The organism is Pseudomonas gingeri (assembly GCF_013385425.1).
GTDB classification, from domain to species: domain Bacteria; phylum Pseudomonadota; class Gammaproteobacteria; order Pseudomonadales; family Pseudomonadaceae; genus Aquipseudomonas; species Aquipseudomonas gingeri_D.
The window spans coordinates 129,228-148,190 of the sequence record NZ_JACAQA010000022.1 but is presented as its reverse complement, the minus strand read 5'-3'; the positions used below and the strand labels follow the sequence as shown (position 1 = coordinate 148,190).

Genomic DNA, 18,963 nt, shown 5'->3' with positions numbered 1-18,963 from the left:
TCAAGCCTCCGCCATGTCGTTCATCATGCGTTCAATGTCGGACAGCCCGTCATCGGTCAGGGAAAGGCCAGTGCCTTCAAGTGCCTGTGCAAACTCGTTCAATTGAGGTTTCTCGAAAATCATCCGAAGCGGTATGTCGATCCCCAGGCCCGAATGAATCCGGGAGATCACCTGGGCCGCCAGCAACGAGTGCCCGCCCAGTTCGAAGAAGTTGTCGTCCAGGCCGACCCGTTCGACCTGCAGCACCTGCGCCCAGATTGCCGCCAGTTGCTGCTCGCGCTCGCTGCGCGGGGCCACGTAGGTTTGCTGCCAGGCGCTCGGGTCCGGCTTGGGCAGGGCCTTGCGGTCCAGCTTGCCGCCGGGGGTCATGGGCAGACCGTCGAGCACCACCCAGTGCACCGGGACCATATAGTCCGGCAGGTTGGCCTTGAGATCGTCGCGCAGGGCATCACGCAAAAGCTGTGGTGTGTCGTGCAAGGCCGGATCGGCGGGCACCAGATAGGCCGCCAGTTGCTTGCCGGACGGGCCGTCGATGGCCACCACCAGCGCTTCGCGCACCTGCGGATGCTGTTGCAGGCGCGCTTCGATTTCGCCCAGTTCGATACGGAAACCACGGATCTTGACCTGATGGTCGAGGCGCCCGGCGTATTCGATCAGCCCCTTGTCGCGGTAACGGGTCAGGTCGCCGGTACGGTACAGCCGACCACCACCCTGCCCGTCGAACGGATCGGGAATAAAACGCTCGGCCGTCAGCGCCGCGCGGCTGTGATAACCCCGGGCCAGCAAGGCGCCGCCGATCAGCAACTCGCCCGTGGCGCCCTGGACCGCCGGGGTGAAATCGCTGTCGAGGATATACATGCGCCGGCCCCCCAGCGGCCGACCGATCGGCATCGACGCTGGTTTGGGCAGTTCGCCGCGAACATAAGCGTCACACTCCAGGTAACTGGCGGTGATGGTAGTTTCCGTCGGGCCGTAGGTATTGAGCAGGCGCACATGGCCCAGCCCCGCCTGTTTCCACAGTTCAAGGCCCTCCGGTGGCATGGCCTCGCCGGTGGCACTGACCTGGCGCAGCGGACCGAAATCCCTGGGCGCCTGGCGGCTGAAATCCTGCACCAGCAGGTACCAGTAGGCGGTGCTCAAATCCGCCACGGTGATGCCCGAGCGCAGAACTTCCTGGTGGAAGGTGTTGCTGTCCCAGACCTCGTTGCCGCGTACCACCACCGCTGCTCCGTGACACAGGGCCGGGAACAGCTGTTCGACGAAGCCGTCGAAATTCAGGGTGGAGAACAGCAACACGCGGTCCTCGGGTTGCAGGCGGAAATACTCGATGGCTACGTGGCTATGGGCGCTCAGGGCGGCATGGTCGATGGCCACGCCCTTGGGTTGGCCGGTGGAGCCGGAGGTGTAGATGATGTAGGCCAGGTTGTGCGGCTGCACCTGGCTGGCCGGAGCTTCATCGTCGATCCCCGGCAGCTGATCTTCGATCTGATCCAGGCACAGCGTGCGTAGCGAAGCCACCACCGGCAACTGCGCCAGCAGATGAACGTGGCAGAGCAACAGCTCGATGCCGCTGTCCTGCATCATGTAGGCCAGGCGCTCGCGGGGGAACTCCGGATCCAGCGGCACATAGGCGCCGCCGGCCTTGAGGATCGCCAGCAGCCCGACCACCATCTCCAGCCCACGATCCACCGCGATGCCCACCGGCACTTCCGGGCCGACGCCGAGCGCCCGTAGCCTGTGGGCCAGGCGGTTGGCCCGGCGCTCCAGCTCGGCATAGGTCAACTGCGCGTCGCCGAAGATCAGCGCCGTGGCCTCGGGAGTCGCCCGGGCCTGGATGGCGATCCGCTCGTGGACACAGGGCGTGTCCGGGTAGACGCCGTCGATACGGCTCCAGCGTTGCAGGATGCACTGGCGCTCTTCGTCGCCGAGCAGCGGCAGGTCGGCAATACGCTGCGCCACCCCCTGTTCAACGACAGCCCGCAGCAGATTGCGCCAGTGCCCGGCCATACGCTCGACGGTGGCGGCATCGAACAGCGCGGTGGCGTAGGTCAGGGCGGCCCGCAGGCCTTCTTCACCTTCGAAGGTGTCCAGCGCCAGGTCGAACTGGGCGCTATGGCCGCCGCTGTCCAGTCCTTCGATCCGCAAGCCCGGCACCTGGCGCACCGCGCCCTTGCGTTCGGTCTGGTGGTTGTAGAGCACCTGGAACAACGGGCTGTGGCTGAGGCTGCGCTCGGGTTGCAGGGCCTGCACCAGATGCTCGAACGGCAGGTCCTGGTGTGCCTGGGCACCCAGCGCCGCCTGCTTGACCTGGGCCAGCAACTGGCCAAAGGTGCTGTGCAACCCGAACTCGGCCTTGAGCACCTGGGTGTTGACGAAGAAGCCGATCAGGCCCTCGGTTTCCGTGCGGGTGCGGTTGGCGATCGGCACGCCGACGCGGATATCGGCCTGCCCCGAGTAGCGATGCAGCAGGGTCTGGAACGAGGCCAGCAGCAGCATGAACAGGGTCACGCCCTGCTCCCGGGCAATCGCCTTGAGCGGCACCAGCAAGGCCGGCTCGAAGGCCACCTCGAGGCGCGCGCCGGCACTGCTCTGCAACGCCGGGCGCGGTCGGTCGGTGGGCAATTCCAGCACGGGTTGCTGGTCGCCCAACTGACCGCGCCAGTAGTCCAGTTGCCGGGTTTCCTCGCCCGCCGCCATCCAGTCGCGCTGCCAGTGGGCATAGTCGGCGTACTGGAACGGCAAGTCCTTGAGCACCGGCGCATGGCCCTGGCTGAAGGCGGCGTAGTACTCGATCAACTCGTCGACCATGATCGGCATCGACCAGCCATCCGAGACGATATGGTGCAGGGTCACCACCAGCACATGGCGGGTCTGGCCAAGGCTCAACAAGCAGGCCCGCAGCAACGGCCCGTGTTGCAGGTCGAAGGGGGCCTCTACCTCCTGCGCCACCCGGGCCTTGACCCAGCGTTCGGGATCCTCGCCCAAACCCGGGTTGAACTCGTCCAGGGCCAGGGCAAAGACCCCGGCCGGTTGCACCCGCTGCACGCCCTGCCCGTCCAGTTGGCCGAAGGTGGTGCGCAGGCTCTCATGACGGTCGATCAAGGCCTCGAAACCGCGGCGCAAGGCTTCGCGATCCAGGGCCCCGTCCAGTTGCAGGGCCGCCGGGATGTGATAGGCGCTGTTGTCCGGCTCCAGTTGCCAGAGCAGCCACTGGCGTTGCTGGGCATAGGACAGGCGCAGCGGCTGGTCACGGTCGACCAGGCTGAAGGCCGGTGCGTCCTGCGCCTGATCCGTTTCGGCACTGGCGGCAAAGCCGCCCAGGTCGGCGGTTTCGAACAGGCTGCGCAGGGACAGTTCCAGACCCAGTTCCTGGCGAGCCCGGGCGATCACCTGGGTCGCCAGCAGCGAGTGGCCGCCCAGTTCGAAGAAGTTGTCCCGCAGGCCGACCTGTTCGACCTTCAGCACCTGGGCCCAGATCGCCGCCAGTTGCTCTTCGATTTCCCGCTGCGGAGCGATGTAAGACTGCTGCAGCACATGGCTGTCCGGCGCGGGCAAGGCCTTGCGGTCGAGCTTGCCGTTGGCGGTCAGCGGCAACGAGTCGAGCAGCACCAGGTGCGTCGGCACCATGTAGTCGGCCAGATGGGCCTTGAGGTAGTCCCGCAGTTCGCCATGCAGGGCCGTTGTCCGGGATTCATCCTGCAGCACCGCCGGGTCGGCGGGGACCAGGTAGGCCACCAGTTGGGTGCCGGTCGCGCCTTCCACCGCCAGCACCGCAGCCTCGCTCACCCGTGCGTGGCCTTGCAGGCGCGCTTCGATTTCCCCCAGTTCAATGCGGAAGCCGCGAATCTTCACCTGCTGGTCGCGCCGGCCGATGTATTCGATCGTGCCGTCGGCGCGCAAGCGCGCCAGGTCGCCGCTGCGGTAGAGGCGTCGGCTGCCCTGGGGATCGAACGGATCGGGGACAAAACGCGTGGCCGTCAGGTCCGGCCGCTTCAGGTAACCCCGTGCCAGCCCGGCACCCGCGATATACAGCTCGCCGACGCAGCCCGCTGGCAACAGGTTCAGCCCATCGTCCAGCAGGTACAGGGACAGGTCGCTGATCGGCTCGCCGATGGGGCTGCCGGCGGCCTGCTCAAGGTCGGCCAGGGACAGCGGCCGGTAGGTCACGTGCACGGTGGTTTCGGTGATGCCGTACATATTGACCAACTGCGGGGACTGATCGCCGCAGCGCTCGAACCAGGGCCGCAGGCCTTGCACTTCGAGGGCCTCGCCGCCAAACACGACGTAACGCAAGGCCAGCTCGCGCGGTGACTCGACGGCCACCGACAACAGTGACTTGAACGCCGATGGTGTCTGGTTCAGTACCGTCACCCGCTTATCGCAGAGCAGGCGGTGGAAGTCCCGGGGCGAACGGCTGATGTCCTGGGGCACCACCACCAGCTTGCCGCCATGGAGCAAGGCACCGAAGATTTCCCAGACCGAGAAATCGAAGGCGTAGGAGTGAAACAGCGTCCAGACATCATCGGCGCCGAAGCCGAATTCGCCGTCGGTGGCACTGAACAGGCGCAGCACATTGCCATGGGGCAACAGCGCGCCCTTGGGCTTGCCGGTGGAACCCGAGGTGTAGATGACATAGGCGAGATGATCGGCGCCGGTGACACAGGGCGGATTGTCCCACGAGCGGTCTTGGGGCAGTTGATCCAGGTCGAGGCACTCGACATCTGCCGGTACTGGCAGGCGCCCCAGCAGGTGCCCTTGCGCCAGGAGCAGCTTGAGGCCGCTGTCCTCGATCATGTAGCGCAGGCGCTCGTCCGGGTAGCCGGGGTCCAGCGGCACATAGGCGCCACCGGCCTTGAGTACGGCGACAATCGCCACGAGCATCTCCAGTGAACGCTCGCAGGCCACGCCTACCAGCACATCCGCGCCGACGCCCTGGGCGATCAGGTGATGAGCCCACTGGTTGGCCCGGGTGTTGAGTTCGCCGTAGGTCAGTTGCTGGTCGGCATAGACCACCGCCACCGCGTCCGGACGCCGAGCCGCCTGGGCTTCGATACGTTGTTGCAGGCAACCGTCCACCGGGTATTGCCGGGGTGCCGGGTTGCACTGGGCCAGGACTTGCCGCTGCTCGCTTGGCTCCAGCAGGGCGATATCGGCGATGCGCTGATGGGGATTGGCGCTGATCGAACGCAGCAGGTTCAGCCAGTGCCGGGCCAAGCGCTCCACGGTGCTCGCCTCGAACAGGTCAGTGGCGTACTTGAAGACGGCCTCGATGCCGTGGGGCTGGTCGACGGTATTGAGCACCAGATCGAACTGCGCCGTCCGGCTTTGCCAGTGCAGGGGTTCGATGCGCAATGCCTGGGATGGCGAGACTGGATTCACAGGGCTGGCCGGAGCCTGCGCCTGGTGATTGAACATCACCTGGAACAACGGGCTGTGGCTCAGACTGCGTCCCGGCTCCAGCGCCTCGACCAGTTGTTCGAACGGCAGGTCCTGATGAGCCTGGGCCTCTTGCGCCGTCTGCCAGACCTGGCGCAGCAGCTCGACAAAACCGCGCTGCCCGTCCACCTCGGCCTTGAGCACCTGGGTGTTGACGAAAAAGCCGATCAGCCGCTCTACCTCGGCCCGCTCGCGATTGGCCACCGGCACGCCGACGCGAATATCGCCCTGCCCGCTGTAGCGATGCAGCAGCGCCTGGAACGATGCCAGCAACAAAGCGAACAGGCTGACCCCTTGTTGTCGGGCCAATGCCTTGAGCCCTTCGCTCAACGCCGGATCGAGCACCAGGGCATGACTGGCCCCGGCAAAGCTGGGAGACAAGGGTCGCGGATGATCGACCGGCAACTCCAGCACCGGCTGCTCGCCACCGAGCTTGCCCAGCCAATACTCCAGTTGCCGCTCCTGCTCACCGGCTTCCATCCAGTGCCGCTGCCACAACGCATAGTCGGCGTACTGGATCGGCAGCGCCGGCAACTGCGGCGTACGGCCCTGGCTCAGATCGGCATACAGCGCCAACAGCTCCTCGGTCATCACCTGCAAGGACCAACCGTCCGACACGATATGGTGCTGGGTCAGCACCAGCACCTGTTCATCGGCCGCCACCTGCAACAGCGCGGCCCGCAACAGCGGGCCACGGGCCAGGTCGAAAGGCGTCTGGCTCTGTGCCTGGACAAAGGCCTGGACCCGCGCCTCACGCTCCGCCGAAAAGGCCGGTTCGAGGGTGTGCAGATCCAGGCTGAAGCGAGCGGCGGGCAACACCACCTGCAACGGTTGCCCGTCGGTCTGGGTGAAGACCGTGCGCAGGCTTTCGTGCCGCTCCACCAGGGCCTGGAAGCTGCCCTGCAAGGCGTTCACATCGAGCCGGCCCCGTACCCGCAAGGCCGTGGCAATGTTGTAGGCCGAACTCTGCGGCGCCCATTGCCAGAGGAACCACTGGCGCTGTTGGGCGTAGGACAGCAGCAGGGGCTCCTCGGCCGCGCGGCGAAACACCGGCGCGACCTCGAACAGATTGATGCCCTTGTGCTTGAGCAGCGCCGCCAAGCCTTTGCGCTGCCTGGACGAGAGTTGCCCCACCGACTCGATTAACCCTTGCACTCGTGCTTCCCCTCAAGAAATCAGTTTTTCCAGATCTTCGAGGGATAGACGTTTGAGGGCCTCCAGGGATTTAGCCAATTCATCCTGAACAGGCGACGATGCACCGCGCAGCGCTTCGATCCGTTCGCAGAACGCCAGCAGGTTGTCGGCCTGGAACAGTTCCTTGAGGGGGATCTTGTCGCCCAGGCGTTCGCCGATCCGGCTGACCACCAGGGTCGCCAGCAACGAATGGCCGCCCAACTGAAAGAAGTTGTCGCCCAGGCCCACCTGCTCGATCCCCAGCACCTCCTGCCAGAGCGCGGCGACCTGGCCTTGCAACTCGCTGCGCGGCGCCTCGTAGTGCTGCTGCCGGGGGCCGCTGCCCAGGGCGATCAGGGCCTTGCGGTCGAGCTTGCCATTGGGGGTCAGCGGCCAGGCCTCGACCCGGTGCAACTGGCCGGGCACCATATGTGCCGGCAAGCGCGCGGCCAGGGCAGTCCTGAGACCGGCGATGAACGCCTGGGCATCGACAATCCCCGCTGGCGTCACCACATAGCCCTGCAAGTGCTTGCCCGCCGCATCCTCCTGGGCCAGCACCACCGCTTCGCGCACCGACGGCTGCTCGAGCAGACAGGCTTCGACTTCGCTCAACTCGACGCGGAAACCGCGAATCTTCACCTGATGGTCGGCGCGACCGATGTACTCGATCCGCTCGCCCTCGCCCTGGCGCACCAGGTCGCCAGTGCGATACAGGCGCTCGCCGTCAGTGCCGAACGGATTCGGCACATAACGCTCGGCGGTCAGTCCGGGTCGGCCCAGATAGCCCCGGGAAACCCCGGCACCGCCCAGGTACAACTCGGCCGCCACCCCGGCGGGCAACAGCTGCAAGCCGGGATCGAGCAGATAGGCCTGGGTATTCTCCAATGGACGCCCGATATTCGCCGTGCCCTGAGCGGTGCGCAGGCTGAAGGTCGAATAGGTGGTGTCTTCCGAAGGACCGTACAGGTCATACACTTGACGCACCCGGGTGCCGGCGTAGAGCGCATCCACCAGCGTCTGCTTCAGTGGCTCGCCAGCCAGGTTGAGGGTGCCGACCGAGGCCGGGATCTGCCCGGCCCGCAACAGCGCGGCGATGGCCGAGGGCACCGTATTGATCAGCGTGACCCGCTCGCGGGCCGGCAGCTCCGCCAGCGCCAGGGCATTGTCCGCCAGCACCAGGCAGCCGCCACCGGCCAGGGTGACGAAGATCTCCCAGACCGACAGGTCGAAGCAGATCGAGGTCGAGGCCAGTACCCCGCACAGTTGCTCGCGGTCGTAGCTCTGCAACGACCAGTGGATCAAGGCCGCGAGGTTGTCATGGGTGATCGCCACGCCCTTGGGCTTGCCGGTAGAACCCGAGGTGTAGATGACATAGGCCAGGTTCTGCCCGCAGGTGTCCACGGACGGCGTGCTGGTCGGGTAGCTCGCCAGCCAGTCGTCGCCCTCCTCTATCAGCAGCACCGGAGCGGGCAGCGTCTCAGGCAGGCGTTCGAGGAGGATCGCCTCACTCAGCAACAGCGCCGCGTGGCTGTCGTCGAGCATATGCAACAGCCGCTCGCGCGGGTACTCGGGGTCCAGCGGCACATAGGCACCGCCGGCCTTGAGGATCGCCAGCAAGGCGACGATCAGGTCCGGGGTGCGACGCAGGCACACGCCGACCCGCACCTCGGGGCCGACGCCGCGCTCGCGCAGGAGGTGGGCCAGGCGATTGGCGCGCCGGTCCAGGGTCCGGTAGTCCAGCTGCCAGTCGGCGAAGAGGATCGCCGGGGCCTCGGGCTGACCGGCGACCTGATCCGCAAGATGCTCAAGCACATGACCCCGGATCCGCGGATTGAACGCTGCCCCTGTAGGAGCGAGCTTGCTCGCGATGAGCGCAAGGGCACCGTGACTCTCCAGGTACCCCGCGTTATCGTTGACGTCCATCGCGAGCAAGCTCGCTCCTACAGAAGAGCGCCGGCTCCAGTCAAGGGCGACCTGCCGCTCGGCCGGGTCGAGCAACTCCAGCGCACCCAACGGCTGGCGCGCGTCGACCATGAACTGGCGCATCAGGTATTCCAGCTGCCGGCCCAGTCGCGCCACACCCGCAGCGTCGAAACCAGCCCGGTCGTAACCGCAATCCACGATCAGTTCGCGCCCGGTCACCGCCACCAGGGTCAGCGGATAATTGGTCTGCTCGGAACGTTCTATAGCCGCGAACTCAGGACCCGCATCCGAAGCCCGGCCCAGCGCTTCGGCCATCGGATAGTTCTCGAACACCAGCAGGCTGTCGAACAACCCGCCCGCGCCCAGGCCCGCCCAACGCTGGATCTCGTAAAGCGGCGTCTGCTCGTGCTCGCGCAACGCCAGGTTGAGGTCCTGCACCTGTTGCAGCCACTCACCCACCGTCAGTTGTGCATCAGGGCTCGCCACCACCGGCAGGGTGTTGATAAACAGGCCGATCTGCTGCTCGACCCCGGGCAGGTCAGTCGGACGGCCGGCCACGGTGGCACCGAAGGCCACGCAATCCTGGCCGGTATACCGCTGCAACAGCAGCAGCCAGGCGGCCTGCATCAGGGTGTTGAGGGTGACTTTGCGTTCCCGGGCAAAACGGTTCAATCCGGCAGTCAGCGCCTCGCTGAACACATGCAGATGTTCCCCATACCCCTGCGCCTGTTCGTGGCTGCCCAGCGTCCCGACCAGGCGGGTCGGCTCCTGCAGACCGGCCACGGCCGCGCTCCAGAAGTCCTGGCTGGCGCGGGCATCGCGCTGGCCGAGCCACCCGATATAGTCGCGATAACGTCCTGTACCCCGGGCAATGCTCACCCCGGCATAACGTTGCAGCACTTCGCCGAACAGCTGCGAGGTGCTCCAGCCGTCCATCAGGAGATGGTGGCTGGTGTAGATCATCCGGTATTCGGTCTCGCCGGTGCGCACCAGCGTCACCCGCAGCAAAGGTCCGCGATGGGGCTCGAAACCGGCGGCGAGGTCGGCTTGTGCCAACTGCTCGAAGGCCGCCTCATGCTCGCCCCGCGTGCGCCAGTCGTGGACCTGCATCGGCATCTGCAACGTGCGCAGGACAATCTGCACCGGCGCCGCCAGTTCCTGGGGCCAGACAAATACCGTGCGCAGCATTTCATGGGCCTGCACGGCCTGCTGCCAGGCCTGGCGGAAACGCTCTACATCCAGCTGTCGTACATTCAGTCGCAGCTGGTTGATATAGGCCGCCCCCTCCGGATCGTCCAGATGATGGAAGAGGATCCCCTGCTGCATCGGCGACAGCGGATAGAGATCCTCGATCGCCCCCGCCGCCGCCGGCAGACGCTGCAGTTGCCCGGCACTGAGAGTCACCAGCGGGAAGTCCGATGGCGTCACGCCCAGTTGTCCGCCCTGGCAGCAATGTCCGATCAGTTCGGCCAGGGCCTGTTCATAGGCGCGGGCCAGGGCTTCGATGGTTTCAGGCCGATACTGCTGGCGATTGAACGCCCAATCCAGTTGCAGCTCGCCGTCGAACACCTGGCCATTGAGGCTCAGGCCATCGCCCGGCGGTGCATCCTCGGGCTGGTTGCGCCCGGTGGACTCGCCGCTGGGCACGAACAGCGCGCCGTCGGCTTCGGTGAAACTGCCGTCGAACTGGCCCAGGTAGTTGAAGGTTACCCGCGCCTGGGGCAAGGCCGCCAGTTGTCGGGCAAAACCGGCATCGCCCAGGTAACGCAGCACGCCATAACCGATGCCTTTGTTCGGCACCGCCCGCAGTTGCTCCTTGATGCCGCACAGGGAAACACCCGGCTCCGCCTGGGGTGTGAGGCGGAGCGGAAACAGACTGCTGAACCAGCCCACGGTGCGGCTCAGGTCGAGGTCGTCGAACAGGTCTTCGCGACCGTGACCTTCGAGCTGGACCAATACCGACGGTTGCCCGCTCCAGTCGCAGAGCACCCGCGCCAGGGCGGTCAGCAGCAGGTCGTTGACCTGGGTGCGATAGGCCGTCGGCGCGACTTTCAACAGTTGCTGGGTCAGCGTCTTGTCCAGGCGTGAGCTGGCATGACCGACCTCGCCGCCAGGCGCCTGCCCGGGAGCCACTTCAAACGGCAATTCCTGGAGGTCGCCCGCCAGGGTCTGCAACCAGTAATCACGCTCGGCCAGCAGACGTTCACTGCGAGCATAACCGTGCAACTGCTCGGCCCAGGTCTGCAGCGAACTGCTGCGCGCGGCCAGCGCCGGTGGCTGCCTGGAGACGCTGGCAATATAAGCCTGCTGCAGGTCTTCCAGCAGGATCCGCCAGGACACGCCGTCCACCGCCAGGTGATGGATCACCAGCAGCAGGCGCTGCTCGCCGGCGGGCAGATTGACCAACACCCCACGCAACAACGGACCGTTTTTCAGGTCCAGGCTGCGCTGGGCCTGATCGGCCAGCTCCGTCAGTTGCGCCGGGTCGGCGAGTTCACGGACCCACAGCAGATCGGTCGTAGCCGCCGACGCATACTGCGCCTGCCATTGACCCTCCTGCTGTTCGAAACTCAGGCGCAGGGCATCGTGTTGCGCCACCAGCGCCGCGAACGCCGCTTGCAGAGGCGCGGCCTCCAGGGTTTCGCGGGGCTTGAGCATCAGCGACTGGTTCCAGTGCTGACGCTGAATAATCTCCATCTCGAAAAAACGTGCCTGGATCGGCAGCAACAACTGCCGACCGCTGGCCTGGGCCATGACATCGCCAGCCGGCTTTTTCTCGATCCGCTTCGCCACCCTCGCCAGCTCGCCGATGGTCTGCTTCTCGAACAACTGCTTGGGACTGAGGCGGATGCCCAGGCGCTTGGCCCGGGCGATGATCTGCAGGCTGAGGATCGAGTCACCGCCCAGTTCGAAGAAGTTGTCGCGGATGCCGACCCGCTCCAGCTTGAGCACATCGGCCCAGACCGCCGCCAGTTGTTCTTCGATCTCGCCGACCGGGGCAACGTAGCCCTGCTGCACGGAACCCGGCTGCGGCAACGCGCGCTTGTCCAGCTTGCCGTTGGCCGTCAGCGGCAATTGCTCCAGCAGCACGATCTGCGCCGGCACCAGATAATCGGCCAGACACGCCTGCAACTGGCGGCGCAGGTCATCGACCGAGCATTGCGCACCGGCTGCCGCGACACAGTAGGCAACCAGTTGCAGGCGCCCGGCGTCCTCATCCACCGGCAATGCCAGGACCGCCGCCTGGGCCACGCCGTCGAGGCCCTGGAGCACCCGCGTGACTTCCGCCGGCTCCACCCGGTAACCGCGAATCTTAACCTGGTCGTCATTGCGCCCGAGGAATTCCAGCAGTCCCTGGCGCGTGCGACGCATGCGGTCGCCGCTGCGATAGACCCGCGCTCCCGGCGCACCGAAAGGATCGGGCAGGAAACGCTCGGCGGTCAGCCCCGGCTGCCCGAGATAACCCAGGGCGACACTGGCGCCACCGATATACAGCTCGCCCGGCACCTGCTCGGCGACGCTATTGAGTACATCGTCCAGCACATAGCCGTGGGCACCCGGCAAGGCGCGGCCCACCGCGACACCACGGGCATGCGGATGCAGCGCCGAGACTTCGTTCGCCAACACCCCGACGGTGGTTTCGCTGGGACCGTAGTGATTGATAAAACGGCAGTCCGGCTTGAGTGCCCGTATCTGCTCGAACAACCCCGGCGAACAGGCTTCGCCACCGACGATCAGCGCATGCCAGGGCAGCACGTCGGCGGGCTCGCTCGCCTGCAACAACGCCGCCAGATGGCCGGGAACGATCTTCAATACGCCGACCTGATGCTCGCGCATGTATTCGGCGAAGCGGTCGGGGTCGAAACCCAGCTCTTCGGGGAGCACATGCAAAGTGCGCCCGGAACACAAGGCACCGAACAGCATGGTGTGACCGAGGTCGGCGGCGATGGTGGAGACCAGCGCCATGCTCGCCTCGGGTGCCAGCTCCAGACGCTCCAGCAGGCCGCTGACATAACTGGCCAGGGCCCCGTGGCTGACCAGCACGCCCTTGGGCAGGCCGGTGGAGCCGGAGGTATGGATCACGTAGGCCGGGGCCTGTTCCGCCAGGTCCAGGTCCGGCGTGGTATCGGCTTGATGACGCCATTGTCCGGGGGCATAAGCCAGGCCGATACAACCGGCAACGGCCAGCGTCGTCACCCGGGGATCGCCTTCGGCGCACAGCAGCAGGCGCGCGCGGGCGCGTTCGAGCATCGGTTGCAAACGCGCATCCGGGGCCTTGCTGTCCAGCGGCATATACACCGCACCGGCCTTGAGAATCCCCAGGACACAGGTCAGCCAGTCCAGCGAGCGCTCCATCAGCACCGCCACCGGCTCGCCGATGCCGACGCCCTGGTCGCGCAGATGATGGGCGAGGCGATTGGCCGCCTGGTCCAGTTCAAGGAAACCCAGGGTCCGCTCGAGGCAGCGAGCGGCCAGTCCCTGGGGTTGGCGTTGCACCTGGGCGTTCCACTGTTGCAGCACCGGAATCGCCGCCATACGGGGTTCCGTCGCCAGGGCCGGTGGGCGGTTTTCCAGGCTCAGCAGCGGCGCGTGCGGGGCGCGCAGCACGGCATCGAACAGCCGCAGCAACGAAGCAATGAAACCCTCGATAGTCGAGGGTTGGTAAAGGTCGCTGGCATAGGTCATCTCACCGAGGATCAGATGGCCGGCGTCGGTGATGTCCAGGGCCAGATCGAAGTGGGTGCCGTCCTTGTGCAGCGGGTATTCCTCGACCAGCAGGCCCGGCAGGCTCAGGGTGCGCTGCTTCTGCATGCCGACGTTCTGGTTGAACTTGGCCTGGAACAGCGGGTTGTGGTCCAGGCTGCGTTGCGGCGCCAGGGCATCCACCAGTTGTTCGAACGGCAACTCCTGGTGCGCCTGGGCGCCAAAACTGCTTTCACGAATCCGCGCCAGCAGCTCAAGGAAACTCTCGCGCTCGTCGACTTCGCAACGCAACACCTGGGTGTTGATGAAGAAGCCGATCAGGCCTTCGACCTCGGCCCGACCACGGTTGGCGTTGGGCACACCGACGCGGATATCCCGTTGTCCGGCGTGCCGGGACAGGAACCAGGCATAACCGCCGAGCACCAGCATGAACAGGCTCAGGCCCTGGCTGCGGGCAAAGGCCTGGAGCTGCGCCGAACGCTCGACGCCGAAATCGAAACGCAGGGTCTGGCCCCGGAAGCTCTGCACCGGTGGACGCGGGAAGTCGGCAGCCACCTCCAGCAGCGGCTGCTCCTCGCCCAATTGCTGCCGCCAGTAATCCAGCTGCCGCTCGCCCTCGCCCGCTTCCAGCCAGCGGCGTTGCCAGACCGCATAGTCGGCGTACTGCAAGGCCAGCTCCGGCAGCCCGGGCTCGCGGTTCTGGCAGAAGGCCTGATAGCCCTGTACGAACTCCTTGACCATCACGTCCATCGACCAGCCGTCGGAGACGATATGGTGCATGCACACCAGCAGCACCCATTGTTCCTCGTCGAGCCGGATCAGGCTGGTTCGCAGCAGCGGACCAGTGAGCAGATCGAAGGGTTGTGCGGTGAGCGCGGCAACCCGCTCGGCCAACTCGGCTTCACGAGCCTCCGTGGCGCAGGTCGTCAGGTCGATACGCTCCAGCGGCAGCGCCTGCTGTTCCAGGATCACCTGGCGCGGCTGCTCGCCGTCGACCTGGAAACGGGTGCGCAGTACCTCGTGGCGCTGGACCAGATGTTCAAACGCACGCTGCATGGCGCTTTCATCCAGCTGACCGCGCAGGCGCAAGGCAGCGGCCATATTGTAGGCGGCGCTGTCCGGTTCGAGCTGCCAGAGAAACAGCAGGCGCTGCTGGGCATAGGACAAGGGAATCACCGCCTGCTCATGGCGGCTGACCGGCACCGGTAGCAGGCTGAAATCCTTGCCCTGCTGGCTCAGGCGGGCGAGGAATTGCCGCCGTTGCTCCAGCGGCAGGCCGATAAAACGTTTGGCAAGACTCAATGCGGCCTGGGCACTCATGCTCCCACCTCCTCCAGCGAACTCATGAACTGCTCCATATCACCCCAGTCGCTCTCGCCGACGCCCTTGGCCAGGCTCGCCACTTCAATCGCCAGGTCCCCCAGCAAGGGGGTTTCAAACAGGCTGCGCAACGGCAGGCTGACCGCCAGGCGCGCCTTGATCCGCGCGATCACCTGGGCGGCGAGCAACGAATGCCCGCCCAATTCGAAGAAATGATCGTCGAGCCCGACCTGCGGCACCTGCAGGACCTGTTCCCAGATCTCGGCGAGATTGCGTTCGATCTCGCTGTGGGGCGCCCGGTAACGGGCCTGCAACTGGCTCGGATCGGGCAGCGGCAAGGCCTTGCGGTCCAGCTTGCCGCTGGGGGTCAGGGGCAGGCGCGGCAACAGCAGCAGGTGGGTCGGCACCATGTAGTCGGGCAACCAGCCTTGCAGCAAGGTCTTGACCTGCTGGCGCAGGGTCGCCGCGTCCGCGGCCTGCTCCGCCACCAGATAGCCGACCAGTTGCGTGCCGCCCGTCAGCGGCAGGGCCAGCACGGCGGCTTCGCGCACGCCCGGGCACTGCAACAGACGACCTTCGATTTCCCCCAGTTCGATACGGAAACCGCGAATCTTCACTTGGTGGTCGACCCGACCGACGTACTCCAGGGCACCGTCGGCGCGCAGGCGGGCGCGGTCGCCGCTGCGGTAGAGGCGCTCGCCGGGGTTGAACGGATCGACGATAAAGCGCTGGGCACTGAGGGCCGGTTGCCCCTGATAGCCGCGCGCCAGTCCGGGCCCGCCGATATACAACTCGCCGACCGCGCCCTGGGGCAGCAGGTTCAGTTCGTCGTCCAGCACCAGCAGCCGTCGACTGGGCAACCCCTGGCCGATGGGCACACCGCGCCAGGACACGTCTTCGGGCAACAATGCCGAGCAGTCATGGGTGGTGGAAACCACGGTGGCTTCGGTCGGGCCATAGGTGTTGATCAGCCGTACGTGGCCCAGGCCGGCGAGCGGCCAGAGACGCAGGCCGTCGACCGCCATGGCCTCGCCGCCGATATGGATCTGCCGCAGTACGCCGTAGTGCTGCGGCGGACGGGCCGCCCAGTCCTGGACCAGCAGGTGCCAGTAGGCGGCCGGCAGGTCCGCCAGGGTAATGCCGTGTTCAAGGATCGCGTCATGCAGGGTCGCACTGTCCCACAGGCGCCCGTCCCGCAGGACCACGCAGGCGCCCAGGCACAGCGGCGGGAAGAACTGTTCGACAAAGCCGTCGAAGCTGCTGATGGCCATTTGCAGGACTCGGTCGGAGTCCACCAGTTGGCTGTATTCGCTGGCCCGGGCGATAAACTCGGCCAGGGCGACATGACTGATCGCCACGCCTTTCGGCCGGCCGGTGGAGCCCGAGGTGTAGATCACATAGGCCAGGGAATCCGGCTCGATGCCTGGCGGCAGGTCGTGGTCGGAAAAGGCCGAGTCGTCGAGCTGGTCCAGGCAGAGGATTTCGCCGCCCTGGAAGGTCGGCAGGCTGGCCAGCCAAGGGCTCTGGGTCAGCAACAGTTGCAGGCCGCTGTCCTGCAGGACGTGCTGCAAGCGCTCGATGGGGGTTTGCGGGTCCAGCGGCACATAGGCGCCACCGGCCTTGAGCACGGCGAGGATGGCCACGGCCATTTCCAGGCTGCGGGACACGGCGAGCCCCACCAGCACGTCGGGGCCGACGCCACGCTCGCGCAACAGATGGGCCAGGCGGTTGGCGCGGCGGTTCAGTTCGGCGTAGGTCAGGTGGGGTGCACCTTCGGGTTCGGCGAGGATCAGCGCTGTGGCTTCGGGGGTCCGCCGGACCTGGGCTTCGAATAGCTGCGGCAGCAGCATCGGATCAGCGACCGATGCCGGTTTGCCGGTCGAATGGCCCAGCAACTGGATGATTTCCTCGGGCACCAACATCGGCAACTGCGCCACCGCCTGTTGCGGATCGCGGCACACAGCCGCCAGCAGATTGCGCCAGTGCCCGGCCAGACGGGCAATGGTCTCAGCGTCGAAAATATCAGCGGCATAGGTAAAGGCGGCGAACAGCTGCTCGCCTTCCTCGCGGGTTTCCAGCATCAGGTCGCTGGCGGCGGCGTGCTCCCGCGAACTCGCAGCCCCCTCCTCCGCACCCAGGTGCTGCACCTGCAGCCCGCAGGCGAGGGTCTTGCCCTGCACATCGGTAACCAACGGCTGGTGGTTGAACATCACCTGGAACAGCGGGTTGTGACTCTGGCTACGGGCCGGTTGCAGGGCCTCGATCAAGGCGTCGAAAGGCAGTTCCTGATGGGCCTGGGCACCGGCGGCGGCCTCGCGTACGCGCTGCAGCAACTCGGCGAAGGATTGCTGGCCACTGACCTCGCTGCGCAACACCTGGGTGTTGACGAAGAAGCCGATCAGGCCCTCGGTCTCGCTGCGGGTACGGTTGGCGATCAGGCCCCCGACACGGATATCGGTTTGCCCGCTGTAGCGGTATAGCAGGGTCTTGAACGAAGCCAGCAGGACCACGAACAAGGTCACCCCCTGGCGCTGGGCCAGGGTCTTGAGTTGCTGGCGCAGATCCGCGTCGACCTGCACTTCCAGGCGCGCGCCACGGTGACTGGCCTGGGCCGGATAGGCTCGGTCGGTGGGCAGTTCGAGCAGCGGATGCTCTTCACCCAGGTGCCCGCGCCAATAGGCCAGTTGCCGTTCACGCTCACCGGCTTCGAGCCAGCTGCGCTGCCACAGGGCGTAGTCGCGGTAGTGCACGGTCAGGGGCGACAAACCCGGTGCCTGGCCGGCGACGCAGCCGTCATACAAACGGGTGAACTCGTCCACCAGGATATTCATCGACCAGCCGTCGGCGATGATGTGGTGCAGGGTCAGCAACAGCACATGTTCCTGCTCGGCCAGGCGCAGCAGGCGAATATTCAGCAACGGCCCGCGCTCCAGGTCGAACGCCTGCCCCGCCTCCTCGGCCATGGCTTGCCGGGCGCGCTGCACGCGCAGGTCCGGGGCCAGCGCGGACAGGTCGCTGATCGCGATGCGTACCGCGCTCGGCTCGGCCACGCGCTGGAAAGCCCGCTCGCCGTCCTGGCCAAAGGTGGTGCGCAGGCACTCATGGCGCGCCACCAGGGCGCTGAAGGCCTGCTCCAGCGCAGGCAGCTCCAGCACACCATTCAGGCGCACGGCCATCGGCAGGTTGTAGGCCGCGCCGGTGGGATCGAGCTGCCAGAGAAACCACAGGCGCTGCTGGGCATAGGACAGGCCGTCGCGTTCGGCGACGCCGTTATCGGCAACGATGGGCAGCAACGAAAAATCGACGCCCTCCCGGTCCATCGCGGCGAGGAAGACCTTGCGCTTCTCCTCCGGCAACGCGATAAAACGGCGGGCCAGTTGCTGTGCGTCCCGCGGATTCATTGCGCGTACCCCTCGGCCATCGCCACCACCACCTTGCGCTTGCCGGTGAACGGCGAACGGGCGTGGGCGCTGAGCATGTTGTCGAGCATCAGCACATCGTTTTCCTGCCAGGGAAAACTGATGGTGCAGTCGTCGAGCACGCCACGGACTTCGTCCAGCAGGTCGACCTCGATGGCCGAACCGTCGCCGTAATAGACATTGCGCGGCAGGTCTTCCTCATCCACCGCATCGAGCAGGGTCTCGCGCACTTCCGGCTGCAGGTTCGAGACATGGAACAGATGCGCCTGGTTGAACCAGACCATGTCCTGGGTCACCGGGTGCCGGGCCACCGCCTGGCAGCGCTGGCGGGTGCGCAACTCGCCGTCGTCCTTCCACTCGCATTCGATGGAATGGGCCCGGCAGTAGGCCTCGACCAGCGCCTCGTCCTCGGTGTTGAACACCTGGCTCCACTCCACATCCAGGCCGTTGCCGTAGTTGCGCACGTACATCAGGCCCTTGCTGATGAAACGCTCGCGGATCCGCGCCGGGACCCGGCGATAGACTTCACGGCTGTCGCAGATGGGCGTCTCGCCGCCGGTCTGCGCGGCGATCATGCTGTAGAACCAGATCTTCATCGGCCATTCGAGGGTGTAGGCCTGCTCGTTGTGCAGCGGAATGCTCTGGTGCGCCGGGTATTCGGTGGAGGTGTAGACCCCCTTGGTCACGTTGCTGCGCGGTGTCGAGCCGAACTCGTAGTTGAGCAATGGATGACCGAAACCGGCGGCGAACTCGCGAAAGGCCTCGGCGCCGCCCACCTCGAAACCGCGCAGCAGAATCCCGCCGGCACGGTACAGGTGCGCGTCGATCAGCGGCTTGCATTCGGCGAACGCCTCGCGCAGGTCGAGACCGGGTTCAGGCGCCTGGATCAGCATGGGCAAGGTGCCCGACCCGGTCAGCAGCGGCCGGATATCCAAACTCAATGCAGTGTTCATGACGACTCTTCTCCCTTGATCTCGGATCGCAAGTG

4 protein-coding genes are annotated in these 18,963 nt (G+C 66.1%); all 4 read right to left on the bottom strand.

Annotated features, from left to right (window positions below):
• Genes HX830_RS24320 through HX830_RS24305 form a run of 4 tightly spaced genes read right to left on the bottom strand, consistent with a single transcriptional unit; the run spans nt 1 to nt 18,928 of the window.
• Nucleotides 1-6,591, bottom strand: a complete 6,591-nt coding sequence (locus HX830_RS24320) for a non-ribosomal peptide synthetase (protein WP_177103100.1) — start codon at nt 6,589-6,591, stop codon at nt 1-3.
• A 12-nt stretch (nt 6,592-6,603) separates the two neighbouring features.
• The gene (locus HX830_RS24315) at nt 6,604-14,556 is read right to left on the bottom strand and encodes a non-ribosomal peptide synthetase (RefSeq protein WP_256350613.1); all 7,953 of its coding nucleotides are present in this window, start codon (nt 14,554-14,556) and stop codon (nt 6,604-6,606) included.
• Nucleotides 14,553-17,957, bottom strand: a complete 3,405-nt coding sequence (locus tag HX830_RS24310; protein ID WP_177103099.1) for a non-ribosomal peptide synthetase — start codon at nt 17,955-17,957, stop codon at nt 14,553-14,555. Before HX830_RS24310 ends, HX830_RS24315 begins: the two co-directional genes overlap by 4 nt.
• A complete protein-coding gene (locus HX830_RS24305) occupies nt 17,954-18,928 on the bottom strand; it encodes a TauD/TfdA family dioxygenase (RefSeq protein ID WP_152736970.1) in 975 nt (324 codons plus the stop codon). The genes HX830_RS24310 and HX830_RS24305 overlap by 4 nt, the downstream gene beginning before the upstream one ends.
• Nucleotides 18,929-18,963 lie beyond the last annotated feature (35 nt).

Coding starts and splice junctions, on each gene's coding strand:
- HX830_RS24315 (WP_256350613.1), bottom strand. CDS start 14,556: ATGAGTGCCCAGGCCGCATTGAGTCTTGCCAAACGTTTTATCGGCCTG.
- HX830_RS24310 (WP_177103099.1), bottom strand. CDS start 17,957: ATGAATCCGCGGGACGCACAGCAACTGGCCCGCCGTTTTATCGCGTTG.
- HX830_RS24305 (WP_152736970.1), bottom strand. CDS start 18,928: ATGAACACTGCATTGAGTTTGGATATCCGGCCGCTGCTGACCGGGTCG.